The organism is Rhizobacter sp. P5_A1 (assembly GCF_056400745.1).
In genome coordinates this window covers 18,371-42,839 of record NZ_JBFUKR010000017.1, presented here as the reverse complement: position 1 = coordinate 42,839, position 24,469 = coordinate 18,371, and the positions used below count along the sequence as shown (strand labels likewise).

21 protein-coding genes and 1 tRNA gene are annotated in these 24,469 nt (G+C 67.3%); 9 read left to right on the top strand and 13 right to left on the bottom strand.

Annotated elements, in window-relative coordinates:
• Positions 1-167 precede the first annotated feature (167 nt).
• Both AC1DTW_RS18275 and AC1DTW_RS18270 read left to right on the top strand, forming a co-directional pair.
• Entirely contained in the window at positions 168-1,127 is a 960-nt protein-coding gene (locus tag AC1DTW_RS18275) for a c-type cytochrome (RefSeq protein WP_477982743.1), read from the top strand.
• Positions 1,128-1,485: 358 nt separating this feature from the next.
• Positions 1,486-1,971: a lipocalin-like domain-containing protein gene (locus AC1DTW_RS18270; RefSeq protein WP_477982742.1), complete on the top strand. Its 486-nt coding sequence runs from the start codon at positions 1,486-1,488 to the stop codon at positions 1,969-1,971.
• 220 nt (positions 1,972-2,191) lie between these two features.
• Here AC1DTW_RS18270 and AC1DTW_RS18265 read toward each other — a convergent pair whose 3' ends face one another.
• The 3 genes from AC1DTW_RS18265 to AC1DTW_RS18255 all read right to left on the bottom strand — a co-directional run bounded on the left by AC1DTW_RS18265 (position 2,192) and on the right by AC1DTW_RS18255 (position 5,617).
• On the bottom strand, positions 2,192-3,181 hold the full coding sequence (locus AC1DTW_RS18265; RefSeq protein WP_477982741.1) for an ABC transporter substrate-binding protein: 990 nt from the start codon (positions 3,179-3,181) through the stop codon (positions 2,192-2,194).
• Positions 3,182-3,508: 327 nt separating this feature from the next.
• A complete protein-coding gene (locus AC1DTW_RS18260; protein ID WP_477982740.1) occupies positions 3,509-4,531 on the bottom strand; it encodes a phenylacetaldoxime dehydratase family protein in 1,023 nt (340 codons plus the stop codon).
• Positions 4,532-4,552: 21 nt separating this feature from the next.
• Complete coding sequence (locus tag AC1DTW_RS18255) at positions 4,553-5,617, bottom strand: carbon-nitrogen hydrolase family protein (RefSeq protein ID WP_477982739.1); 1,065 nt, start codon at positions 5,615-5,617, stop codon at positions 4,553-4,555.
• A 132-nt stretch (positions 5,618-5,749) separates the two neighbouring features.
• Here AC1DTW_RS18255 and AC1DTW_RS18250 point away from each other — a divergent pair, with 132 nt between their 5' ends.
• Positions 5,750-6,697 (top strand): AraC-like ligand-binding domain-containing protein, encoded by a 948-nt coding sequence (locus AC1DTW_RS18250; protein ID WP_477982738.1) that lies wholly within the window; start codon positions 5,750-5,752, stop codon positions 6,695-6,697.
• Positions 6,698-7,037: 340 nt separating this feature from the next.
• On the opposite strand, the gene AC1DTW_RS18245 is transcribed toward AC1DTW_RS18250, so the two are convergent.
• On the bottom strand, positions 7,038-7,376 hold the full coding sequence (locus AC1DTW_RS18245; protein WP_477982737.1) for a hypothetical protein: 339 nt from the start codon (positions 7,374-7,376) through the stop codon (positions 7,038-7,040).
• A 176-nt stretch (positions 7,377-7,552) separates the two neighbouring features.
• Between AC1DTW_RS18245 and AC1DTW_RS18240 the strand changes: the two genes are divergently transcribed.
• Together AC1DTW_RS18240 and AC1DTW_RS18235 are read left to right on the top strand one after the other, a co-directional pair.
• Entirely contained in the window at positions 7,553-7,774 is a 222-nt protein-coding gene (locus AC1DTW_RS18240; protein ID WP_477982736.1) for a hypothetical protein, read from the top strand.
• Between the two features lie 285 nt (positions 7,775-8,059).
• A complete protein-coding gene (locus tag AC1DTW_RS18235) occupies positions 8,060-8,674 on the top strand; it encodes a dihydrofolate reductase family protein (RefSeq protein ID WP_477982735.1) in 615 nt (204 codons plus the stop codon).
• Between the two features lie 481 nt (positions 8,675-9,155).
• Here AC1DTW_RS18235 and AC1DTW_RS18230 read toward each other — a convergent pair whose 3' ends face one another.
• Positions 9,156-12,452 (bottom strand): ATP-binding protein, encoded by a 3,297-nt coding sequence (locus tag AC1DTW_RS18230; RefSeq protein WP_477982734.1) that lies wholly within the window; start codon positions 12,450-12,452, stop codon positions 9,156-9,158.
• A gap of 97 nt (positions 12,453-12,549) precedes the next feature.
• On the opposite strand from AC1DTW_RS18230, the gene AC1DTW_RS18225 reads away from it, so the two are divergent.
• The gene (locus tag AC1DTW_RS18225) at positions 12,550-13,206 is read left to right on the top strand and encodes a peroxiredoxin (RefSeq protein ID WP_477982733.1); all 657 of its coding nucleotides are present in this window, start codon (positions 12,550-12,552) and stop codon (positions 13,204-13,206) included.
• Positions 13,207-13,406: 200 nt separating this feature from the next.
• On the opposite strand, the gene AC1DTW_RS18220 is transcribed toward AC1DTW_RS18225, so the two are convergent.
• The 5 genes from AC1DTW_RS18220 to rsmB all read right to left on the bottom strand — a co-directional run bounded on the left by AC1DTW_RS18220 (position 13,407) and on the right by rsmB (position 18,643).
• Positions 13,407-13,482, bottom strand: a tRNA-Phe gene (locus AC1DTW_RS18220).
• A gap of 41 nt (positions 13,483-13,523) precedes the next feature.
• Entirely contained in the window at positions 13,524-14,222 is a 699-nt protein-coding gene (locus AC1DTW_RS18215; protein WP_477982732.1) for a response regulator, read from the bottom strand.
• A 112-nt stretch (positions 14,223-14,334) separates the two neighbouring features.
• Entirely contained in the window at positions 14,335-16,659 is a 2,325-nt protein-coding gene (locus AC1DTW_RS18210; RefSeq protein WP_477982731.1) for a sensor histidine kinase, read from the bottom strand.
• A gap of 27 nt (positions 16,660-16,686) precedes the next feature.
• Positions 16,687-17,292 (bottom strand): DUF4390 domain-containing protein, encoded by a 606-nt coding sequence (locus AC1DTW_RS18205; protein WP_477982730.1) that lies wholly within the window; start codon positions 17,290-17,292, stop codon positions 16,687-16,689.
• A 4-nt stretch (positions 17,293-17,296) separates the two neighbouring features.
• Complete coding sequence (gene rsmB / locus AC1DTW_RS18200) at positions 17,297-18,643, bottom strand: 16S rRNA (cytosine(967)-C(5))-methyltransferase RsmB (RefSeq protein WP_477982729.1); 1,347 nt, start codon at positions 18,641-18,643, stop codon at positions 17,297-17,299.
• A gap of 89 nt (positions 18,644-18,732) precedes the next feature.
• On the opposite strand from rsmB, the gene folE reads away from it, so the two are divergent.
• The gene (folE, locus tag AC1DTW_RS18195) at positions 18,733-19,464 is read left to right on the top strand and encodes a GTP cyclohydrolase I (protein ID WP_477982728.1); all 732 of its coding nucleotides are present in this window, start codon (positions 18,733-18,735) and stop codon (positions 19,462-19,464) included.
• A 13-nt stretch (positions 19,465-19,477) separates the two neighbouring features.
• Positions 19,478-19,906 (top strand): BLUF domain-containing protein, encoded by a 429-nt coding sequence (locus AC1DTW_RS18190; RefSeq protein ID WP_477982726.1) that lies wholly within the window; start codon positions 19,478-19,480, stop codon positions 19,904-19,906.
• 7 nt (positions 19,907-19,913) lie between these two features.
• Here AC1DTW_RS18190 and AC1DTW_RS18185 read toward each other — a convergent pair whose 3' ends face one another.
• Genes AC1DTW_RS18185 through AC1DTW_RS18175 form a run of 3 tightly spaced genes read right to left on the bottom strand, consistent with a single transcriptional unit; the run spans position 19,914 to position 23,842 of the window.
• On the bottom strand, positions 19,914-20,930 hold the full coding sequence (locus AC1DTW_RS18185; RefSeq protein ID WP_477982725.1) for a ribonuclease Z: 1,017 nt from the start codon (positions 20,928-20,930) through the stop codon (positions 19,914-19,916).
• Between the two features lie 16 nt (positions 20,931-20,946).
• A complete protein-coding gene (locus AC1DTW_RS18180; RefSeq protein ID WP_477982724.1) occupies positions 20,947-21,255 on the bottom strand; it encodes a DUF167 domain-containing protein in 309 nt (102 codons plus the stop codon).
• Positions 21,256-21,262: 7 nt separating this feature from the next.
• Positions 21,263-23,842, bottom strand: coding sequence for a DNA topoisomerase III (locus AC1DTW_RS18175; RefSeq protein ID WP_477982723.1), 2,580 nt, complete (start codon positions 23,840-23,842; stop codon positions 21,263-21,265).
• 112 nt (positions 23,843-23,954) lie between these two features.
• Here AC1DTW_RS18175 and AC1DTW_RS18170 point away from each other — a divergent pair, with 112 nt between their 5' ends.
• Complete coding sequence (locus tag AC1DTW_RS18170) at positions 23,955-24,467, top strand: SET domain-containing protein (protein ID WP_477982721.1); 513 nt, start codon at positions 23,955-23,957, stop codon at positions 24,465-24,467.
• The last annotated feature ends 2 nt before the right edge of the window (positions 24,468-24,469 follow it).

Genomic DNA, 24,469 nt, shown 5'->3' with positions numbered 1-24,469 from the left:
TCGACGGACCGAACAGGTTGCCGCAAAGCAGCCGGTTATTCACGCAGTCACAACATGCTGTCTGCTTGGCGCATCAGCCGCGCACGGCGCGAAATGCCTTGACGGCGACCGAATCGCCTGCCAACCTCCCTGCGCCGCTCGGCTATTGGGCGGCAAGGGGAACGGCGATGAATGCATTGTCTGCAGTACCCGCACCTGCGGTCGCCGACACCGGCGGGCGACACTCCCGATGGACGCTGGTGGCGGGCTGCCTGACCCTTCTGGTCAGCGGCTGCGGGCAGGCACCGCCAAAAACGGACGCGTCATCGCAACTGATCGCGCGCGGCTCGTACATCGTCAACGCCGTAGGGGCTTGCGGCAACTGCCACACGCCCAAGGACAGTTCCGGCAGTCCCGACTTAACGAGGCGACTTGCAGGCGGGGGCATATGGGTCACCATCCCTGCGTTCGACGTCTACGCGCCCAACATCACTCCCGATGTCGAGACCGGCATCGGCAGCTGGAGCGACGAGGACATCAAGCAGGCCATTCGCAAAGGCGTTCGACCCGCCCATGGCCAGCTTGCCAACGTGCCGCTCGCCCCCGTCATGTACTCGAGCTACTACAAGGTGCTGACGGACGGCGACATGGACGCCGTCGTCGCGTACTTGAAGTCGGTCCCGGCGGTGAAGAACAAGGTGCCGCTGCCCCTGTACAAGGCTGCTGCCCCGGCAGTGGCGCCGTATCCCGGCGCTGAGCGCAGCTATACGGCCGAGGAGATGCGCAGCCCCGTTACGAGAGGACTCTACCTCACGACCATTTCTCATTGCATGGAGTGCCACTCCGGCCGAAAGGGGCCGGTGTCGGACCACATCCAAGCGCTGGGCAAGGGCGGCAGGGCGTACACGTCTGACGCAGTCCATGGCTATCCGCCGGACCTGAAGGAATGGGTCGCGAGCAACATCACCTCCGACCCGGTGAAGGGCATCGGCGCCTGGTCGGACGCGGAAATCAAGACGGCGATTACGCGCGGCGTCTCTCGCGACGGGCATAAGCTCAAACCGGCGATGGCGTTCGGCTTCTACGCGGGGATGTCAAACGAGGACTTGGACGCCGTCGTCGCTTGGCTTCGGACCGTGCCACCTTAGGTGGACGCTTGCTGGCTTTGGAGGCTGGGTCGCCGAAGTCAAAGGTGAGAGGCGGTCAACGTTGCCTCGCCGGCCTCAGTCGACTGAGGCCGGGTGCGACGTTCGAATGACCGCTTCACTTCCCGTCGAATCGATGCTCACGACCCGAAGCGGCCCTCTGGCTTGGGCCCACAGCACGCACGCCATTGCCGAGCTTGGTCGGTTCCTTCATCATCACCTCCTCGCTCAGGCGCGGAGCCGTGAAGCAAGATGAAACCGAAGGTGCACCGTCGCACTGTCGATCTTCCTGGTTATCCAGGCTTGTCGTCATTTTGCTTAGGTGTGGGCGTAGCTTCGTTCAACCGTTAAGGAGAAGGAAATGAAACGCTTAATCACCACTTTGCTTATGCTGATCTCTGGTGTTGGCAATGCTCTTGCTCAGAATGCATCTCTAAAAGAGCAAGTCGTTGGGACTTGGATTCACGTTTCGACCACCGTTACCGCCTCTGATGGTAAGAAAAGTGACCGGCCAGGCCAAGGTGTCTTGATCTATGCCCCTGAAGGTCATTTCGCCTTCGTGAATGTGGCGAATAATCTTCCCCAGTTAGCAGCCAACAATCGGGATAAGGCGACGGCGGAAGAAGCTAGGGCTATCGTTGCTGGTTCGATAGCCTATTACGGCACGTACACCGTCGATGAAGCGACGAAGACTATTGTCCCGAAAGTTGAGGGATCGACATTTCCTAACATGGTTGGAACCGATCAAAGCCGGGTTGTTACGTCGATAACGGCAGACGAAATGCGATTCATAAATCCAAAGGCGCCGGCAGGTGTGCTGGAGATAGTTTGGAAGCGAGCCAAATGAGCGCAAAGATGAAGGGCCGCTCCTGGCCGACTGCAGGTCCACAGTCGACACGCGCCACCGACAGCTCACTGTTTCAGACGAGGTCGCCCCAAGCCGCAATGGCGGCCGTGGGCTGTTCAACAGTCGGCGCGCGTCGGTTGCCGTAGATCCGTAGACGACCCCTCGTTCGCACGCGCGCCATCTCTGAATCGATCTCAGCGCATGTCGCCAGTAACAGCCATCACTCGATGACCTCCGCGCTCAGCAACAGTGACTGCGGGATCGTCAGGCCGAGTGCCTTCGCCGTCTTGCGATTGATGACCACCTGGAACTTCATCGGCTGCTCAATCGCCAGATCGCCGGGGTTTGCGCCTTTCAGTATGCGGTCGACATAGCCGGCGACGCGACGCGACAGTTCGACGAAGTCCGGTCCGTTCGACATCAGCCCGCCGGCCTCCACTTGCGTGCGCAGCAAATAGATGGCAGGAAGGCTGACGCGCGCGACGAGTTGAGGCAGCCGCGCAGGTGGGTTGTTGAACACCGAATCCCCAATGACCATCAGCGCTTCGGCTCGATCGGTGACGGCAGCCTGGAGGGCCGGCTCGATCTCGTCTGTCGTCCGCGCCTGGAGGAGTTGCATCTGAACGCCCAGTTGCAGCGCCGCCTGCGAAGCCTCCTGCAGGACCATCCGATGCATCTCGTTGGTCGGATTGACCAGCACGGCAATGCGCTTGGCACTCGGGACCATCTCGTGCAGCAGTTGCATGCCTTTGGCGACGAGATTGCCTGGCACAAGGGCGGTCACGCCGGTCAGGTTGCCGCCGGGGTGGGCGAGACTCGCCGCGAGCCCCAAGCCCACCGGATCGGAGACGCCAATCATCACGATCGGGATCGTCGACGTGGCGTCCTTGGCGGCACGGGTGGGTGGCGGCGTCGCCGCGACGATCAAGTCAGGGCGAAGCGCGATCAACTCTCTGGCGAGGGCCGGCAATAGGTCCACCCGACCGGCTGGATTTCGGCGCTCGATGACGAGGTTCTGGCCCTCGACATAGCCGCGCAGGCGCAATTCCTCGTAGAAGGCCATCTGATTCGGCGAGCGAAGGTCTGGTGGCGTCATCTCAAGCACGCCGATCCGATACACCTTCGCACTCGTTTGAGCCGGTGCATCGAGCGGCAACAGCGCAACGCCGCCGGCAAGGGCGAACAGAAGTCCCCACAGGTAGCACTTCATCGTGCCGCGTCGCGTGACGCCCTCGATCGCGACATCATCAGATCACCTTCTGGTACTGGAAGCCGGATGCTATGCCACTTCAGCTTTGGACCTGCCGGAAGCAGACATCCGGTCACAGCTGCTTGTGGCCGACTGCCGGTACTTGCCGCGGGCGGCTTCGGAGCAGCCTGGAATCAACTCGCGGGGCGGAATCGCCCTGTCGCCGAGCTCGCCCCAGAAAGCGTCGGCGTTGAACTCAGGATTCCGGTTTGTGTGTGACCCCGTGGTGGATATCGGCAGTCGGCCAGAAGCGGGTGTACCCGAACGGCAGGATTCGTCTGAGGCCTCTTACGCCGCCCTCAACATTCCGCTGCGGTCGTGGCAGTTGAGGTACTCGAAGAACTGCTCATCCGCGCGAGCCACCGTGACCTCGTGGTAGAGCTTCAGCTTGGCCGCCGGGCCGAGAGTCGACAGGTACTTCATGGCGGCACCGAAGATCGCCACGTGAGTGGGGTGTGATTCGGCCCAACGTTCGAGCGCGGCCAGGCTTTTCCACCAGCTCATGCCGAAGCTCTTTTCGGTGCTGCGGCCGTCGGCTGTTTCCACGCTCAGGTAGCGATTGGCAAAGCAGCCGATCGAGAGGCCCTCGTCTCGCAGGAAGGCCATGCCTGCACGCAATACCGGCTCCACATCGCGCTGATACATTGCTCGCTCTTCGGCTTGCGTGTCGCCCCAGTCTTGGCCGGAGCGGATCAGGCACAGGTTGTCGTGCGGCAGCACCGTGACCCGCCCACCGTCGCGCACCAGGCGAGGCGCGCCGCTTGGCTCCATCGCGTCGTTCTGCGAGGCCGGGATACGGTCGCGCGCACCGCCCCAATAGGCATGCTCGGTGACCATGTCACTCATGCCCGCGGCGAGCGTCGCGATGCCCTCGCGGCGATCGGGTGCGGAGAACAGCGTCTCGTAGCGCCGCACCTCGGGGCGCACGCCTTCGATGAAAGTGCCCACGTCGGCGCGCGGCTCGTTGGTCCACTTCGCGCCGTGCACCGCAAACCATGCGTCGAAGCGCGCGGGATCGTCCCAATACGCCGCGCAGATCACGTTCGCGTAGCCGGCTTCGTCGGTGTAGCGCGATCGATCCCAGTGCGCCGGGCCGCCGTCAGATGCGAACGAAGCCGCCAGATCACTCAGCGCCACGTCGGCCGCAGCCGCATGGCCGAAGTGCTGCACGCCGAAATACGCCATCACGACGCGCACCACGCCCGGTGCGTGGCGCGCGACGAAAGACGGATACGGCGGCACATAGTCGTCTGGGACACGGCGGTGGCGCGTGCGCGGGCACTGCAGGTGTGCGGGAATGGCCGATTCCATGGTGTCGTCCTCCGCGGTTTGTCAGGCGGCGCGGCGCAGCGTGGGCGGCGCCTCGGCCAGGTCGTCGCGTTGCGGCACAGGCGCCGTCTCGTCGTCTGCGTCTGGGCCCAGTTCACCGGTCGCGCTGGTGCGCACCACCATGCGGTCGCGCGGCGTCTTGTCGAGCAGCAGCCGTGTCACGTCAGGGCGCGAGTAGTGGCCAGCCGGGTCGGCCGCCGCCTTGGCCAGCGAGATCATGCCGAGATCGAGATCGGCGTAGACGATGCCCTCCGCATCCTCGGGAAGCGGCTCGTGCATCAACTGTCCATCGGGCGCGTAAATGGCCGTGAAGCCACCGCCCGTCAACAGCAGCTGTTTCTTCATCGGATCGTCGCCGCAGAGCAGCTGCACCATCTTCTTCGAGACGGTGGCGCACGGCGCTAGCACGAAGCACTGGCCCTCAACCGCGTAGATGCGGCTGGCGGCGTTGTTCACTTCGGGTCCGAGCGCGTAAGCGCCGCCGCGGTACAGCGAAAAGCTGGGCCACGCTGCGATGTGAACCTGTTCGTTCTGCGCATACATCGCGTACTTCGACAGCGGTTGCAGGTGCTCCCAGCAGCACAGCGCGCCGATGCGGCCGAGCGCGGTGGGGTACACGCTCAGGTCGCTGCCGTCGCCTTCGCCAAACACGGTGCGCTCCACGTGCGTAGGCTTGAGCTTGCGACGCTGCGCCACCGTCCGGCCATCGGCATCGATGATCCACTGGCCCATGTAGAGGCTGCCACCCTGCTTCTCGCTCAAGCCCATGACGACCACGATGCTGTGCACCTTGGCCGCGTCGGCAATGCGCTGCGCTTCCGGCGTGCCGTAGACCAGCGAGTTGTCGTGGTAGCGCTGGATGAATTGCATGCCCCAGGCTGGAGAGTCGAGCCAGATGAACCAGGGATAGCCGGGCAACCAGGTTTCCGGGAACGCGATCAGTTTGGCGCCGTTGGCGGCGGCCTCGGCGATCAGGCCGATCGCCTTATCGATCGACGCATCGAGGTCGAGGAACACGGGGGCGGCCTGAATCGCGGCCGCACGGAACTTGGGGTGGCTTGCTGGCATGGTGGCCTCCAGTGGGGGGTGGTACAGATGGTAGGCAGGCGTCTCCGCGCTGGCTTGCCTGAGCGTGGCGCAGAGCTTGACTGCAACGCGCAGCGCCGTTGCGCCGCCCGGCGTGCCGACCTATGCTGGCGCATGTCCCGCACCCTCAGCACCCACGACGTCGCCGCACCGCGCCGGTTGGCGTTCTGGACCGACATGGTCTGTCACACCTACGTGCAGCTGGAGTGCGATGCGCCCGAAGGCAGCGCCGTCGTCGACGGCGAGATCGTTTCCGACGAACTGGCCACGCTGCAGCTATCGCGCGTCACCGCCACCGCGCAGTTCGTGCGGCGCACGCCGGCGCTCATCTCGCGTGCCAGCGAAGACCATTTTTTGGTCAGCATCCAAACCCAGGGCCGCGGCGTCGTTTCGCAAGATGGGCGCGACGCGGTGCTTGGCCCCGGAGACTTCGCGTTGTACGACAGCACGCGTCCCTACCAGCTAACCTTTGACAGCGCCTTCCAGCAGTTCGTGCTCAAGCTTCCCGGCCCGACGCTGCGCACGGCTCTGCGCGACACACAGCGGCTGACGGCCACGACGGTGTGTGGCGATCGCGGCGCTGGCCACTTGATGATTCAGATGATCCGCACGCTTGCCGCGGATATCGACTCGTTGGCACCGCAGTCTGCTGTCGCAGTGGCCGACAGCGTGTCGCAAATTCTCATTGCCGGCCTCGCTACCTTGCCCGCAGCCACGCAGGTTCCGGTGTCGCGGCTAACCGCCTATCATCGCGAGCAGATCAAGGCGCTGGTGCGATCGCGCCTGGCCGACCCCGATCTCGGTGTGACGCAGATTGCGCAAGCCCTGCGGCTCTCGCCGAGCACGTTGCACAGAGCCTGGGCCGGCGAACCGTGCTCGGTGAGCGATTGGATCTGGTCCCAGCGCCTGGACGCCGCCCGTCGCGACTTGTGCGACCCGGCGCGTGCCACGCGCAGCGTGAGCGAAATCGCATTCGCCTGGGGCTTCAGTGATGCGGCGCACTTCAGCAGAGCATTTCGCGCACGGTTTGGCTGCTCCCCGAGCGAGATGCGCAACGCATGATCGCGGCGGCCAGGGCGCCTTCAGCTTCGCAACGAGAACATTGCCGTCATCCCAGAAGGGCTCTTGCCGATGGCGGGTGTGCTTGAGCCGCAACCGTCGCAGAGTGAACGAGCCCGGAGATATCGCCGGCCTCGGCGAGGTCGGAATGCCGAGCGGCATCTCAAGCCACCAGTTGAGGACCGCTTCCTGCTTTGCCGCTTCGACGCGCGACCGCGCCGTCTCGACACTGAGCGGTTTAGTCCCCTGGCCGCAAGCGGCCGGGCCATCGTCGGCTTGTCAGATTGGCGACCCGAAGATCGCGTCTGACCTCGTCGGCACCGTCAGCGTCGCCTTTCCCGGATCACCCTTCGTCGGCCGTCTGCTCGGCTTCCTCATCTGCGACAGGCGCGGCCGCCTTCCTCGACTTCGACACGACGACCGGCGCCGCGGGAGGAAGTGCAATTGCATCGCGCGCTGCGGCGGCCTGCGCCTTGGTCAGCGCCTGCTCGGCATGGCGCGCTCCGAACTCGATGCGCGGTCGCCAGGTCGCCGCCAAGGCGTTGCTTCCCAGCGCGGCCCGAGCTGAAGCGATATAGCCCTCCAGCGACGCCACCGAGAGTGCATCGAGCTTGTCGACAAGCCCCCTCTCTTCCTCGAGAGTGAAGGGCTCCATGGGCTTCGGTCCGATGTCTTTTTGCATTCCCCGAGATTAGTCCGATTCGCAACGAGTTCCCGCGATCGAAGCGCACAACAAGAAAAGAATCCAGGTTGTCGCATGGAGCCCGACCACGTGCCGGCACGGGCGCCGGGAAGATGGGATTGGCATCGGAGTACGCTGTGGCTCGCGACCACGCCCTGAAGCGCTTGACCCGAACCATGAATGCGACCGAGATCGTCAGCTTCCGCGACTACGACTTGCTCTGCGGCGCCAAGGCTGCAGAGCCGGGCATGTTCTCATCGACCCTGGTGGTCTCTCGGCGCACGTGGCCAAGCAGACCTCGCGTCATCGCGATGTCCCGCGGCAGCTTTGCGACGGAGGCCGACGCGATCAACTCGGCCCGTGCGCAGGGCGTTCAATGGGTGACGGACTTCGGGTAACCGTGCCGAGGTCGCCCCGGGTGGGCCACGGTGAACTCCAAGGGTGGGTGCGGTATGACTTCTCGATCGGGCGTGGCCTCGGGTCACGCCTCGATCGGCAAGTTTCGCGAACAGGTAGTCCAGGTAGTCCCGGCCAGTTGCTGCTGGTCGCCAAGGGCCGCTTTTGGGCAGCTCCTCTGCCAGTAGCTGAGGGCCGATAAGCAACCTGCCAAGAATTTGCGCTTCGCCCCAGACGATTGTCGATTCGAGCGGTCTTGGTTCGTCGTTCAGGGAGGAGGTACAAATATGCCCAAGATCATCGTGAATGCATTTCTGACCCTGGACGGCGTCATGCAAGCGCCCGGCGGCCCGGACGAGGACCCCGAGGGTGGCTTCTCGCATGGAGGCTGGCAGGGCCCCTATTCGGACCCCGTCATGGGGCGGCTGGTGACAGAAGGACTAGCGGACGCGGACGGATTCCTGCTCGGGCGCAAGACTTACGACATCTTCTCCAACTACTGGCCGAAGGTTACGGACCCCGACAACCCGATAGCGACTGCGCTTAACTCGCGGCCGAAGTACGTGGTCTCGCGCACGCTTGAACAAGTTGCGTGGAATAACTCCCACCTGGTCAAGGGCGATGTGCTCAGCGAACTCCGGAGTCTGCGAGCGCACCCCGGGCAGACCCTGCAGACATGGGGCAGTACGGAACTTCTCCAGGCACTTCTCGAGAACGACCTGATCGACGAGTACCGGCTGTTCATCTTCCCGGTGATGCTCGGGTCCGGCAAGCGGCTGTTTGGCAGCGGCACGGCTCCGATGGCGCTCAAACCCATTGAGTCGGTCACGAGCGACAAGGGTGCGACCTACCTCCGACTCGCGCGCGGCGGGAAACCGGAGTACGGGCAGATCGATAGATAGGTCGCGGCGGAACAGACACCGACCACTCCTGGAGCATTCGCAATCACGCACTTCGGACCACCCGCAATCGGCCAGAAGTGACCGTCGCGACAAGTGCACGGATGCCCTCGCGTGAGGACGCGCTCCAATGGGCCGCGAAGATCGCGGTCGCCTGTCGGTGCGCTCAGGAAGTCCGAGAACTCATGGACGATCCGGAAGCCTGACTACCCCTGCACGCAGCGCCGAGCCTCGAGCACCTGGGACATGTCGCCTGTCGGCTTACTGGGGCGGCCGCGTAGGCGTGCTCGCGGCCAGGAAGAGACGTCCGGCTTTGCGCTTCAGAGCGGTCGCTCACCCCCTGACGAGCGTGAGCGGCAGGGTGCTTGGCTACGACACCGCTATCGGTCGCGGCCCTCCGAGCTGGAGCGGTGACACGAACTGGTGTTGCCGACCTTGCCGACGGGTTTACTTGGTTCCGCTGCGCGCCAACTAACTCATCGACTCAGGATCCCTGCTGCAGCTTCAATGCGGCCAGAATGGCGTCATCGCGCGTGAGGGCACGCCCGAGCTTGAATGCACGATCAAACGCTGCCTCGGGATGCCTCGCCCGTACGTCGGCGTGCCGGCATTCGACCTGCGTGCGGTCGGATGGCAGCAGCGGGATGTTCGATCGCTCGCGCAATGCCGCCGCGGCGCCCAGCAACTGCGGCGCGACGGATTCGACCGCATGCGTCGCGGCGATCATCTCGAGCAGGTCCGGCAGCCCGGCGTCACGCGTGGCCCGTTGTTGTTCGCCGAGCCCGTCGAACAAGGCCCGCCGCGCGGCGTCGCTGTCGCCCAGCGTGGCGTGGATGCACCCCACCGTGCACAGCGCGCGCGCCCGGTACAGAGGGAAGCCGAGCTCGCGATAGGTCTCGGCAGCGGACTCCGCGTGCGGCAGCGCTACCGCCCCTTCGCCCATGGCATTGAGCACGGTGGCATGGAGGACGGCTTCCCTTGCGCCGCACTTCGGATCGTGCAGCGAGCGAAAGGTGCGCAGGCTCTCGTAGGACAGCGCGCGCGCCTCGTCCAGCCGTTGCTCGTTCAGTGCCAGTTGTGCCAGCAGCCCCAGCGTCACCGCCGCGTCGTGGTGATTGCCGATGCGGCGATGCTGGACAAGGGCGTCGTCGAGCAGGCGTCGAGCGGACGCGAAATCGAGCTGTTCCAGGGCACATTGGCCGGCATGGTGAATGGCCGACGGGGTGTCGATCACGCACCCCGAATCGACCCCCAGCTTCGCGCTCTGCAGGAACAGGCTTTGCGCCTCGGCATGTTGACCCCGATCCAGCGCGGCTCGCCCCAGCTCCATCAGCGTGAGCGCTTCGAACCGGCGGTCACCGGCGGTTCGTGCGAGCGGCAGGGCGCGCAGCAGCAGCGGCTCGAAGCCATCGGGACCCTGCGAATGCATTCGGTCGCAGGCCAGCCACAGCAGTGCTTCCGCTTCGCTGCCGGCGCTGCCGAGTTCCGCTGCCAGCGTGACGGCCTCGCTGAGGAGGTCGTCGCTGCGCTGCGTATGCGCCAGCTTGTAGGCGCAAAGACCTGCCCCGATCAGCGCATCGAGGCGCACTTGGTCGCGCTTCGTGTGCAGGGTGAGTGCGCGCCCGAGCCGGCTCCAGGCTTCGGTGTAGTGGCCGCGGGTGTCCCAGAAATAGCTCAACGCGGCGGAAAGTCGCGCGCAGTTCGCGGGATCGGCGTTGCCGGACCAGTCGAGCGCGGCGCGCAGGTTGTCGTATTCCGCTTCGAGGCGGTCAAGCCATTCGAGGGCTGTCGGCCCGGCCAGCGCCTTCGCGCCGGTCTCGGCAAGGCGGGCGAAGTAGGCGAAATGACGCGTCCACACCGCGGCCGCCAATCCGGATTCGATGAGCTTCTCGCGCGCGTACTGCTTGATCGTTTCGAGCAGCCGGTAGCGGGTCTCGGCGCCGTCCTGCGCCTCCGCGATCAGCAGGGATTTCGCCACCAGGTGGTCGATGGCATCGAGCACGCCACTGGCCTTTTCGGGTCCGTCAGCGGCGACCCGTTCCGCGCCCTCGAGCGAGAAGCTGCCAGCGAAGACCGCCAGCGCGTCGAGCACGCCGCGTTCGTCCGCGGTCAGCAGTTCGTAGCTCCAGTCCACCAGCGCGCGCAGCGTGCGCTGCCGCGGCAGTGCCGTGCGCAGGCCGCCGGTGAGCAGGTGGAACCGGTCGTCGATGCGGTGCGCGATCTCCTGCACTGACAGCGCCATCAGCCGCGCCGCGGCGAGCTCCAGCGCCAGCGGAATACCATCGAGCTGCCGGCACACCTGCGCGATGGCGGCGGCGTTGCGATCGGTCAGCGCAAAGCCGGGCTGGACCGCGAGCGCCCGGTCGATGAAGAGCTGCGCGGCCTCGCTGGCGACGACGTCGGCCGGCGTCGCCGACTCGGCAGGCCCGGGCAGCGTCAGCGAGGGCACGCGATAGAGGGTCTCGCCCTCGACGCCGAGCGCCTGACGGCTGGTGGCCAGCAACTGCAGCCGAGGCAGTGCACGCAGCAGCGTGCTGGCGACCTCCGCGGCTTCGTCGATCACGTGTTCGCAGTTGTCGAGCAACAGCAGCACGCGCTGGCCTTGCAGCGTACTCTGGATCAGCGTCATCGGCGGCGTGTCACCCTCGGCGCGCGCGCCCAGCGCCGCCGCGATGGCGCCGGGCACAAGCGTTGCATCGGTCAGCGCTGCGAGCTCGACCAGCCAGACGCCATCCGGAAAATCGCCAACGTGCTGGCTGGCAACTTCGAGCGACAGCCGGGTCTTCCCGGTCCCGCCCGCACCGACCAGCGTCATCATGCGCGATCGGTGCAGTTGCTCACGAATCTGCGCCAGGGCCTGCTGGCGCCCGATGAACTGCGTCAGCGACGGCGGCAGGTTGGTGCGCAGCGCCTCCTGCGTGCGGATGGGCAGGAACTCGGATCGCAGATCAACCGCGCCGAGCTGGTAGAGGCGCTCGGGCCGGGTGAAGCCGCGCAGCGTGTGGTCCCCCAGGTCGCGCCATTCGGTGCCAGGGAGCGTGCTCCGGTCGAGCAGCGCGACGGTCGCTGCGGTGACGAGGATCTGGCCGCCTTGCGCCGCCGCCGCCACACGCGCCGCGCGCGCCAGCGTCGGCCCGCCGAGGTCTTGATCCTCGCCCTCCTCGACGGTCCCGGAGTGCAGGCCCATGCGCACGGCGATGCCGGCATGCTCCGCAGCGCACAGCGTGCGCTGTGCCTCGACGGCGGCACGGACGGCCGCGCTCGCGTCCGCGAAGGCGATGCAGAACGCGCCCTCGTCGATGCGCAAGATGTTGCCGCCATGCCGGGTGATCGCATCGCGAAGCAGGGCATCGTGGCGCGCCGCCGCCGCGCTGCGCGCATCGGCGCGGGCCGCGCCGTCCTCGATGGCGGTCAGGAGGAAGGTCATCGACCGCGTGGGCGGCGCGATCGCCGGGGTGATTCGCGAGTCTTCAGCGACCTGGCCGACGAAGCGGTAGCCCCGCTTGGGCAGCGTCTCGATGAGTCCACTGCCCAGGGCCTTGCGCAGCATGGAAACGTGCGAGGCGAGGGTGCCCTCCTCGACGACCGTGCCCGCCCACACCCTCTGCAGCAACTCGTCCTTGGTGACCAGCCGGTCGTGCGCCACCACCAGGGCGATCAGCAGGTCGACCGCCTTGGGTGTCAGCGCGACGCGCTCGCCGTCGCGATACAGCACCCGACCGCGTGCATCGAGGCGAAAGGGACCGAACTGGTGGCTGTCGCTGGCCGGCATGGGCTGCATGAGGAATCCACAAGAAAACCACCAGATCTTATGCAGGACTTTCGCCGGCCCGGTTCCTACGATGACTTCCACACCAACCCAACCCCTGGAGAGCACCATGTCACTGCGCATCAACGATACCGCCCCCGACTTCGAGGCCATGACCACGATGGGCCCGGTCCGCTTCCACGACTGGATCGGCGCCGGCTGGGCCTGCCTGTTCTCGCACCCGAAGGATTTCACCCCAGTGTGCACCACCGAGCTGGGCTACATGGCGCGCATCGAGCCGGAGTTCACCCAGCGCAACTGCAAGCTCATGGGCCTGTCGATCGACCCGGTGGACACGCATGCCAAGTGGGCCGCGGACATCGAGGAGACCCAGGGCTACCTGCCGAAGTACCCGATGATCGGCGACACCGACCTGGCCGTGGCCAAGCTCTACAACATGCTGCCGGCGGACGAGGCCGGCACATCCGACGGCCGTACCGCGGCCACCAACGCCACCGTGCGCTCGGTCTTCATCATCGGTCCGGACAAGAAGATCAAGCTGATGCTGACCTACCCGATGACCACTGGCCGCAACTTCGACGAGATCCTGCGGGTACTCGATTCGATGCAGCTCACGGCCAAGTACAAGGTAGCGACGCCGGTGAACTGGAAGCAGGGCCAGGACGTGATCATCACGGCCGCGGTGTCCAACGAGGAGGCGGACAGGCTGTTCCCCGGCTACAAGACCATCAAGCCCTACCTGCGCACGACGCAGCAGCCGGGCTGAGCGACACCAAGACCAGCCCCCGCATCACCATCCTGGGGGCCGGCTTTGCCGGCCTGGAGCTGAGCACGTGTCGGCGGCCGCGCAAGTGAATCCGGTCGCCACTGCCAGAACACCGCCAGAAACCCGCGTATAAAACGTAAAACGGCGACCACCTTCGTAGCCGCCGTGTTCTAAGTGCCTGTCAGCACTGGAGAATTCACTGGTGGCCTGGGGCGGAATCGAACCACCGACACGCGGATTTTCAATCCGCTGCTCTACCAACTGAGCTACCAGGCCGTGAGCCGACGATTATAGCCGACGCGGTTCGGCGGCCTGCCTCAGATGCTGCCGCCGCGCTTGTTGCGCGAGAGGTCGACGCCGAGTTGCTTGAGCTTGCGGTACAGGTGCGTGCGCTCGAGGCCGGTCTTCTCGGCGACGCGCGTCATGCTGCCGTTCTCCTGCGCGAGGTGGAACTCGAAGTAGCTCTTCTCGAACGCATCGCGCGCCTCGCGCAGCGGGCGGTCGAGGTCGAAGCTCTGCTCGGACTGCGGCCCGAGCATCATCGGCATGGTCGGCAGCATCGCGCCGCCGGTCATCGCGGCTTCGACGGTCAGGCCGTTCTCGCCCGAGTTGCTATGGTGCTGCGAGTTCGGCTGCGTCACGTTGCGCGAGGCCGGCTTCGCAAGGCCCTGCTCGACCGCGCGCAGCAGCTTCTGCAGCGTGATCGGTTTTTCGAGAAAGGCCATCGCGCCGAACTTGGTCGCCTCGACCGCGGTGTCGATCGTGCCGTGGCCGCTCATCATGATGACCGGCATCGTCAGCAGCGAGGTCGCGCCCCATTCCTTCAGCAGCGTGATGCCGTCGACGTCGGGCATCCAGATGTCGAGCAGCACGAGGTCGGGGCGCAGGCGCTCGCGGCAGGCGCGGGCCTGCGCAGCGTTTTCGGCCAGCTCGATCGTGTGGCCCTCGTCGGCCAGGATTTCGGACAGCAGGGCACGGATGCCCAGTTCGTCGTCGACAACAAGAATGGTGGCCATCTCAGACGCCGTCGGGCCGCCAAGGGCTACGAAGGGGCCCCTTCGTGGTCCTTGCGGCTGAGCGCCCCCATGGGGGGCAGGAACGTAGTGACGTGGGGGTTGTCATGAATGCTCAGTGCGCGCCGGAAGCGGCCGGGGTACCGGGTAAATCGGGGGATGCGGCAGAAGACAGGGAGGCGCCGGCTCCGGGTGCGAATTTCGCGAATGATAGCGAGACTTGTGCCCCGCGCGGCAAACCGCCGGCCGCGTCGCCCTCGACGCCGGTGCCGAGGTTGACGATCCGCACCCGCGCGCCGTGCTCATCGGCGATCTTCTTGACGACCGCCAGGCCGAGGCCGGTGCCCTTGCTCTTGGTCGTCACGTAGGGCTCGAAGGCGCGCTTGAGCACCTTGTCGGAGAAGCCCGGCCCGTTGTCGATCACCTGCAGCCGCACCGCGCGCGGCTCGCCCTGCTCGGTGCGCGCGACCTCGGTGCTGACGCGCACCCGGCCGTCGGGCTGGTCGACGACCGCGTCGAGCGCGTTCTGGACCAGGTTGTGGATCACCTGGCGCAGCTGCGTGCTGTCGCCGACGATCGCCGGCAGCGCCGACCCCAGGTCGGCGTGCAGGTGGCCGGTCTCCTGCGCCGCGCCGTACAGGCCGAGCACCTCGGCGACAAGCGCGTTCAGGTCGATCGGGATCAGGTGCGCGGCCGGCAGCCGCGCGTAATCGCGGAACTCGTTGACCAGCGTCTTCATTGCCTGGACCTGGTTCACGATCGTGTCGACCGAGCGCGCCAGCATGGCCTGGTCGGGGCCTTCGAGCTTCGCGCCGAGCTTGTGCTGCAGCCGTTCGGCGGAGAGCTGGATCGGCGTCAGCGGGTTCTTGATCTCGTGCGCGAGGCGCCGCGCGACCTCGCTCCAGGCCTCGCTGCGCTGGGCCGAGACGAGCTCGGTGATGTCGTCGAAGACCATCAGCGTCGCGCCCTGCGGCATCGAGGCGCCGCGCACGAGCAGCGTGATGGAGTCGCGTTCGCGCGCTGGCTGCGCCGGCGTCTGCAGCTCGAACGAATCCTGCCAGTGGTCGCGCTCGCCGGCCTCGGGGCTGGTGCTGTGCAGCTCGAAGCGCTGGCCGACGGCCTGCGCGAACTCGGCGAGGCCCGGCACGTCGGCCAGGCGCTGGCCGCGGTAGGCCGACAGCGGCAGCCGCATGATGCGGGTCGCGCCGGGGTTCACGGTGTCGATGTTGCCGCGGCGGTCGAACACGATCACGCCGGCGGTCAGGTTGTCGAGGATCGTCTGCAGGTTCGCGCGCGCGCCCTCGACCTGCACGACGCTGCGCTGCACCAGCTCGCGGGCCTCGGAGAGCTGGGTCGTCATGTCGGCGAACGAGCGCGTCAGGCCGCCGAGCTCGTCGCGCGAGGCGAACACCGGCTTGGCCGAGAGGTCGCCGCCGGCCACCTGGCGCATGCCTTCGGCGAGCAGCAGCAGCGGCCGCGCGAGCTGGTTCGAGAGCGTCACCGCGAGCAGCAGCGCGCCGAACACCGCGAGCACCAGCGCCAGCGTCAGCGTGCCGATGTACATCTTGCGCAGGCCGCCGCGGGCGAGCGCGCGCTGCTGGTACTCGCGGTAGGCGCTCTGCACCGCGAGCGCGTTCGCGGCCAGCGTGCGCGGCAGCAGCTGGTTGACGAGCAGGTAGCGGTCGCCGTCGCCGAGCGAGAAGGTCGTCGTCGGGATGAACGCGACCGCGCGCACGCGCGCGCTGTTGGCGCCGGTGTTGGCCGCGGCGTCCTCGTCGAGCCCGACGAGCTCGCTGACGACGCGCTGGTTGCGGGCCTGGCGCAGCAGCGTCAGCGACGGCCGCTCCGGCATCAGCCGCGCCGCGGTGCCGATGCTGGTGCTCAGCAGGGTCTGGCCGGTCGCGTTGATGATCGCGATGTCCTGCGCCGAGAGCTGCTCGCGCAGCCGCTCGAGCGCGAGCGATTGCGCCGAGCCGGGGGTCTCGCCGAGGCGCTCGGCGGCCAGGCGAGTCTTGGTCGCGACATCGCTGACGATCGCGTCGAGGGTGCCCTTGCCGAGGTTCAGGCCGGCGTCGAGCGCGCTTTCGACCTTGACGTCGAACCAGCTCTCAATGCTGCGCGAAACGAACTGGTAGCTCACGGTGTAGATCAGCACGCCGGGCACGACGCCGACGAGCGCGAAGATCGCCGCGAGCTTGAGCAGCAGCCGGCTGCCGAACTTGCCGCGCTTGACGCGCACCAGCAGGCGCACGCCGGCGATGCCGATCACCAGCACCAGCAAGGTCGCGACCGTGACGTTGACCCAGAACAGCCAGACGTAGTGGCGCTCGTACAGCGCCGGGTTGTTGGTCGCGATCGACAGCAGGAACGCGAGCACGAGCCCGGCGCCGGTGGCGGCGACCGTCGAGATGAGCCACGCCCAGCGCTGTGCTTTGGTCATGAGACGAACAACGTGCGGATCGTCGCCTTAATTGATCTTCTGCGTTCGCTGCACGGACATCGCCCAGTCGGCCTGCCCGCCGATGCCGATCTGCATCGGGCGCGGCAGCTGCGAGGTGTCGAGCCGGAAGCTGAACTCGACGTAGTGGCGGCTGCCCTCCTCGATCTGCGGGCTTTCCGCGATCTTCCAGCGCGCGCTGCGGCTGATCGCGGTGAAGGCCTCGGCGCGGGTCGGATAGTTCTGGCTCAGCCCGCCGTCGAAGGTGACGCGGTAGGTCGAGGTGAGCGGCTGGAACACGATGCGCCAGCGCCGCACCGCGTAGCCGACGCGCTGGTCGCGCCAGTAGAAGCGGTTGCGGAACACCTCGGCCTCGGCGACGAAGAACAGCGGCACCGCCTTGCTCAGCGCGTCGTCGACGCTGCGCGAGAGCTCCAGATTGACCGCGTAGCTGAGGAACAGGCCGTCGTCGGTGTGGCTCAGCTCGAACGTGGTCAGCTCGGGTTCGGCGGCGGTGGCGGCCGGCGCCGAGCCGACGAGCCAGATGGCCAGCGCGATCCAGACGGCCGCCAGCCAGCCGATGCCGCGCGGGGCGCCGGGCCGGGGTTCGCCGTCGTGGGGTGCCGCGCAGTGCATGGGCTCAGGTCGTCTTCTCGGTCTTCTCGATCAGGGCGTAGAAAAATCCGTCCGCGGCCGCACCGATGTCGTGCCCAGGGCGCTCGGTTGCATTGTCGGGCAGCGGCAGCAGGTGACCGGGCGATGCCGGGCTCGCGGCCAGCGCGGCGCCGGGTTGGCGTTGCAAAAAAGCGTCGATCTGATCCTGGCCCTCGGCCTTGAAGACCGAGCAGGTGCAGTACAGCAGCCGGCCGGCGGGCGCGAGCAGCGGCCACAACGCGTCGAGCAGGCGGGCCTGGGTCGCGGCCAGCGCCGGGATGTCGCTGCCGCGGCGCAGCCAGCGCACATCGGGGTGGCGGCGCACGATGCCGGCGGCGCTGCACGGGGCGTCGAGCAGGATCGCATCGAACGGTTGGCCGTCCCACCAGGCGTCCGGCGCGCCGGCGTCGGCCGCGACGCGGCGCGCGCTCAGGCCGAGGCGCGCCAGCGTCTCGTCGACGCGGGCCAGGCGCGCCGGATCGGCATCGAGCGCGAGCACGTCGAGATCGGCGAGTTCGAGCAGGTGCGCGGTCTTGCCGCCGGGGGCCGCGCAGGCGTCGAGCACGCGGGCGCCGGGCTGCAGGCGGGCCGGGCCGGCGCCGATCAGCAGCGGCGCGGCGCGCTGGGCCGCGGCGTCCTGCACCGAGACATCGCCCTGCGCGAAGCCGGGCAGCCGCGTCACCGGGCAGGGTTGCACCAGCCGCACGGCCTGCGCGCCGATCGCCTCGGCCGCGAGGCCGTGCTCGGCGAGCCGCGCGACGTAGCCGGCGGCATCGCCGCGGCGCGCGTTGACGCGCAGCGTCATCGGCGGATGCTGGTTGTCGGCGGCGAGGATGGCCTGCCAGTCGCCGGGCCAGTCGGCCTTCAGGCGGTCGATCCACCAGCCCGGGTGGTTGAAGCGTGCGAGCGGATCGCGCAGCGCCGCGGCGACGAGCGCATCGCGCTCGCGCAGAAAGCGCCGCAGCACCGCGTTGACGAAGGCCGCGCTCGGCTTGGCGCGGCGCCGCGCCGCGTCGACCGCCTGGTCGACCAGCGTGTGCTCGGCATACGGCGCCTCGGCCTGCGGCCAGAGCAGCGCGAGCGCGGTCAGCAGCAGCGCGTCGACCTTCGGCGGCGGCGGCTTCGGCGCGAGCAGCGCGCGCAGCGCCTGCGCCGCGCCGAGCCAGCGCAGCGCATGGAAGCTCAGCGCCTGCGCGCCGGGCCGGGCCGCGGCCGGGCAGCGCGCCAGCGCCGCGTTCAGCGACTGCCCGGCGCGCACCGCCTGCACCGCGTCGGCGCTGTGATTCAGGAGTTCGGCCAGGGGCAGCGATGCGGGGGGAGCAGGCGGGTTCACCGCGCGCAGTCTACGGTCTGCCCTCGCGCGGTTCGGCGCCAGGCCCCCACTGCGGTACGCTTGTTGCATGTAAAGCCCGGAAGGCAGCCATGCGCGGTGAAAAACAACCCACTCCGATATTTCGCACCGAGGAAGACCTCGCCCGGCTCGCCGCGTCCGAGCGCATCCGCTATCGGCTGATCGAAGCGCAGTGCCGCTACCACGCGAACGACAACATCTCGGCGTTCATCGAGGAGGGCGAGATCGACGAGCTGCGCGGCGAGGTCGAGGCGAAGATGCAGGAGGTGCTGCGTGCGCTCGTCATCGACACCGACAGCGACCACAACACCAACGACACCGCGAAGCGCGTCGCGAAGATGTTCCTGACCGAGGTGTTCAAGGGCCGCTACATCGCGGCGCCGAGGCTGACCGAGTTCCCGAACGCCGAGCGGCTGAACGAGCTGATGATCGTCGGCCCGGTCAAGGTGCGCAGCGCCTGCTCGCACCACCTGTGCCCGATCATGGGCCGGGTCTGGATCGGCATCATGCCGAACGAGCACTCGAACCTGATCGGCCTGAGCAAGTACGCGCGCATCTGCGAGTGGATCATGAGCCGCCCGCAGATCCAGGAGGAGGCCGTGACGATGCTGGCCAACGAACTGCAGGACCGCGTCAAGCCCGACGGCCTGGCGATCGTGATGGAGGCCGACCACTTCTGCATGCACTGGCGCGGCGTCAAGGACGACGAATCGATGATGACGAACAGCGTGATGCGCGGCGCGTTCCTGAAGGACGCGAGCCTGCGGCGCGAGTTCCTGTCGCTGTTGAGCAAGAAGTTCTAGTAGGAGAACCGCGATGCTGGTCCGACTGATGTATGCGAGCCGCGCCGCCGACGCACGGCGCCCCGAGGTGCTGAACGCGATCCTGAAGCACTCGACGAGCCACAACCCGAGCGTCGGCGTGACCGGCGTGCTGTGCTTCTCGGGCGAGATCTTCCTGCAGGTGCTCGAAGGTGGCCGCGCGCAGGTCAGCAAGCTCTACAACCGCATCGCCGCCGACCCGCGCCACACCGATGTCGAGCTGATCGCATTCGACGAGATCGGCGAGCGCAGCTTCGCCGGCTGGGCGATGGGCCAGGTCAATGTCGGTCGGCTGAACGCCGCGCTGCTGCTGAAGTACTCCGAGACCGCGGTACTCGACCCCTACGCGGTGCCGGCGAACGCCTCGCGGGCGCTGTTCGACGAACTGGTCGCGACCGCGTCGGTGACCTGCCCGGGCAGCTGAGGCCGGGTCACGCCGGCGGCGCCCACGCCGCCATCACCTCGGCGCGCAGCGTCGCCTCGGCGCCGCGATAGCGCGGCGAGAAGTGGAACGGCACCACCTTGCGCGCGCGCAGCCGGTGCGCGATCTGGCCGGCCTGGCGGGCCGTCAGGTGGTTCTTGCGCAGCGCGTGGTCGCGGTCGGCATCGAGAAACACCGACTCGATGTAGAGCAGGTCGACGTCGCCGAGCAGGCGCGCGAGCTGCTCGATGTTGGCCTCGGTGAAGCGCAGGTCGGTGACATAGCCGATGCGCCGCCCGGCGACGCGGTCGAGCACCAGCGGCCGCAGCTCGCCGACGCTGAAGCGCCGCGTGTGCGCGCCATCGCGGTCGCGCCAGGCGACGTCGAGCGGCGTCGCATCCGGCGCGCCGGCGAGCACCGCCTGCTTCAGCGTGCGCAGCCAGGCGCCGGTGGTCAGGCCGAGCGCCTTGACGCGGTCGGCGGCGACGCGCAGCTGCGCCTTCTCTTCGATCGCGAAGGCCAGCACCGGCATTTCGTGGTCGACGATGCAGGCACGCACGCTGAACAGCGGGTCGTCGTGCAGCAGGTCGTCGGCGCGGGCCGCGTCGGGCGGCGCGTCGCTGCGCTCGAAGCGCTGGCGGCTGTCGAAGTGCGCATGGACGCGCGCGCCGTCGGCACCGAGCGCATGCGCCGCGATCGTCATCGGCACCGCGTAGCGATGCACGACGTTCCAGGTGTAGGCGCGCAGCTTGTGCTCGAGCTGGTCGACGAAGCCCGGCCCGCCCCACAGCACGAGGCGGCGCACCCGGCCGAGGCCGAGCGCGAGCAGGTGGTCGAAGCCGGAGAAGTGGTCCATGTGCGTGTGCGTGACGAACGCGTGCGTGACGCGCAGCAGCAGCCGCGGCGCGAGCAGGCCGAGCTCGCCGAGGTCGAACAGCAGCGCGCGCCGCTCGTCGCGCACGTCGACGATCAGGCCCGGCTCGTTGGCCGAGAGATCGATCAGGCGCGGCTCCAGCGTGGTCCGCATCGCGAGGACTCCCCGGCTACACGGCAACCCGCGTCGCGAGCCAGGCCGCGACGCGCTCGGCCGGGGTGTCGATCGCGAGCCACTTGCGCCGCGAGGTGTCGCCGCGCACCAGCTGCACCGCGCGCCTGGGCACGCCGAGCTCGTCGGCGAGCCAGTCGATCAGCAGCTGGTTCGCCTTGCCGTCGACCGGCGGCGCACCCAGGCGCACGCGCAGTGCGCCGTCGTGCAGCCCGTCGGCGGCGGTGCGCTTCGCGTTCGGCTGCACGCTGACCGCGAGCCACGGCACCGCGCCGTGCAGCGTCAGGCAGGGCCAGGTCGTCGCCATCGCCGCATCAGGCGGCCTTCTTCGCCGCCGCCTTCTTCGCCGCTGCCGGCACGCGCGGTGCGCGCGGCTCGAACTCGAACGTGACCTTGCCTTCCTTCTTGTCGAAGGCCAGGCGCGCCTTGAACTTGCGGCGCGTCTTGTTCGAGACGAAGCCCTCGAGCAGGTCGGTCTTGCCGGTCGCGAGCAGCTTGCCCATCTGCTCGCGCGCGACCGGTTGCTGCAGGATGATCTTGCCGCTCTTGAAGTCGCAGGTCACGTTCGCGCCGACCGCGTGCTCGCAGACGTAGCTCGTGCCGTGCTCGTAGACGCGGCCCTGGTCCTTCGGGCAGAGCCCCAGCGACTCCTGGCCCGAGAAGTCGATCGGCTCGCCGGATTCGCCGTCCTTCTTGGCGTCTTCGCCGAAGTCGAACTCGAGCTTCCAGTTCTTGATCTCGTCGTCGTAGGCGAGCCGCAGCTCGGCCGTGAACGGCCAGCCGGCCTTCGAGCGGAAGCCTTCGAGCGGGCCGATCTTCTTGTCGGCGAGGAATCGCTCGACCTCGTCGAGCTCGAACGCGCGGCTGCCCGGGATCTTGCTGATCGAGAAACCGCAGCCCTCGGTCTTCGTCGGCACGCCGGTGCAGGCGAAGCGGCGGTAGTTCTCCTTCACGACACCGCCGCAGTTCGGGCAATTCGTGGCGAGCACCGCGTAGTCGCCGGGAATCGTGTCGCGGTCGTACTCCTTGGCCTTCTTGACGATGCGCTCGGCCATGCGCGCGATCTCGGCCATGAAGGTCTCGCGCTCGAGCTTGCCCTTCTCCATCTCGGAGAGCTGGAACTCCCAGTTGCCGGTCAGCTCGGGCTTGGTCAGGTCCTCGACACCCAGGCCGCGCAGCAAGGTCATCAGCTGGAACGCCTTCGCGCCGGGCACGAGGTCGCGGCCGTCGCGATGGATGTACTTCTCGTAGATCAGGCCTTCGATGATCGCGGCGCGGGTCGCCGGCGTGCCCAGGCCTTTTTCCTGCATCGCCTCGCGCAGCTCGTCGTCGTCGATCAGCTTGCCGGCGCCCTCCATCGCCGAGAGCAGCGTCGCCTCGGTGTAGCGCGCCGGCGGCTTGGTGCGCAGCGCGTTGACGGCCACGTCTTCGGTGCGCACGATCTCGCCGGGCGCGACCGCGACCAGGTTCGCATCGTCTTCCTGGATCTCGCGGCCGTAGACCGCGAGCCAGCCGGGCTTGACCATCACCTTGCCGTTGGTCTGGAACTTGTGTTCTGCATCGGCCGTCTTCACGGTCGAGATCCGCGTCGTGACCATGAACTCGGCGGCCGGGAAGAACACCGCGAGAAAGCGCTTGACGACCATGTCGTACAGCTTCGCCTCGATCTCGGACAGGCTCTTCGGCGCCTGCAGCGTCGGGATGATCGCGAAGTGATCCGAGACCTTCGCGTTGTCGAAGATCTTCTTGTTCGGCTTGACGTAGCCTTCCTTGAGCGCGGTCTTCGCATGCGCGGCGAGTGCGCGCAACGGGCCCGGCATGTCCTCGGTCGAGATCATCTTCATCGTCTGCTGGACGACGGCGACATAGTCCTCGGGCAGGTGCTTGCTGTCGGTCCGCGGATAGGTCAGCACCTTGTGCTTCTCGTACAGCGCCTGCGCGATGCTCAGCGTCGTCTTGGCCGAGAAGCCGAGGCGCGAGTTCGCCTCGCGCTGCAAGGTAGTCAGGTCGTACAGCCCCGGCGAGCTCTGCGTGCTGGGCTTGGCCTCTTCGGTCACGCTGGCCGGCTGGCCGAGCGTGGCCGCGCGGATCGCCTGCGCGTCGCGCTCGTTCCAGACGCGATCGGCGCGCTGCTCGGGATCGTCGGCGTTCTTCTTCCACTTCGGATCGAACCACTTGCCGTCGTACTCGCCGGCCTGCGCGGCGAACGTGGCCTTGATCTCCCAGTAGTCGCGCGCGACGTGCTTGCGGATCTTCTCCTCGCGCTCGACCATGATCGACAGCGTGGGCGTCTGCACGCGGCCGACGGTCGTCAGGAAGAAGCCGCCATCGCGCGAGTTGAACGCGGTCATCGCACGCGTGCCGTTGATGCCGACGAGCCAGTCGGCCTCGCTGCGGCAGCGCGCGGCGTCGGCCAGCGGCAACATCTGCTTGTCGCTGCGCAGGTGCTCGAAGCCGTCGCGGATCGCCGCCGGCGTCATGCTCTGCAGCCACAGGCGCCGCACCGGGTGCTTGCTCTTGCTGTGCTGCTGGATCAGCCGGAAGATCAGCTCGCCCTCGCGGCCCGCGTCGCAGGCGTTGATCAGTTCGCCGACATCCTTGCGCTTGACGAGCTTGACGATCGCGTTCAGCCGGCTCTTGCTCTTGTCGATCGGGTTCAGGTCGAAGTGCGGCGGGATCACCGGCAGGTGCGCGAAGCTCCACTTGCCGCGCTTCACGTCGAACTCCTCCGGCGCCTTGATCTCGAGCAGGTGGCCGACCGCCGAGGTCACGAGGTAGCTGTCGCTCTCGAAGTATTCGTCGTGCTTGTCGAACTTGCCGGCCTGCGGCGTCAGCGCGCGCACGATGTCCTGCGCCACGGAGGGCTTCTCGGCAATGATCAGTGACTTGGTCATGTTTCTTTCGGTGTTCACGCGGCGTCTCGCCACGCATCAATACAATCCGGGCTTCTCGCGCGCACGCCTACACGCGCGCGCACCCATGATTTCAATGTACATAAAGAATCCGATGACGCAAGCCGGTGCCGCGCTCCACGCCGAAACCCACTCCGCCGCCGAGGCGCCGAAGTCCGGCGGGCGGCGCATCCAGGTCCGCAAGTCGGGCGTGCACGGCAAGGGCGTGTTCAGCGTGGCCGCACTCAAGAAGGGCGAGGTGCTGATCGAATACAAGGGCGAGGTCATCAGCTGGAAGGAAGCGCTGCGCCGCCACCCGCACGACCCGAAGGATCCCGACCACACCTTCTACTTCCACATCGACGACAAGAACGTGATCGATGCGAAGTTCGGCGGCAATGCGGCGCGCTGGATCAACCACGCCTGCACGCCGAACTGCGAGGCCGACGAAATCGACGGCCGCATCTTCATCAAGGCACTGCGCGCGATCAAGCCAGGCACCGAGCTGTTCTACGACTACGGCCTGATCATCGACGAGCCCTACACCGCGAAGCTGAAGAAGCAGTTCGAATGCCGCTGCGGCACCAAGGGTTGCCGCGGCACGATGCTCGCGCCGAAGACGCGCTGAGA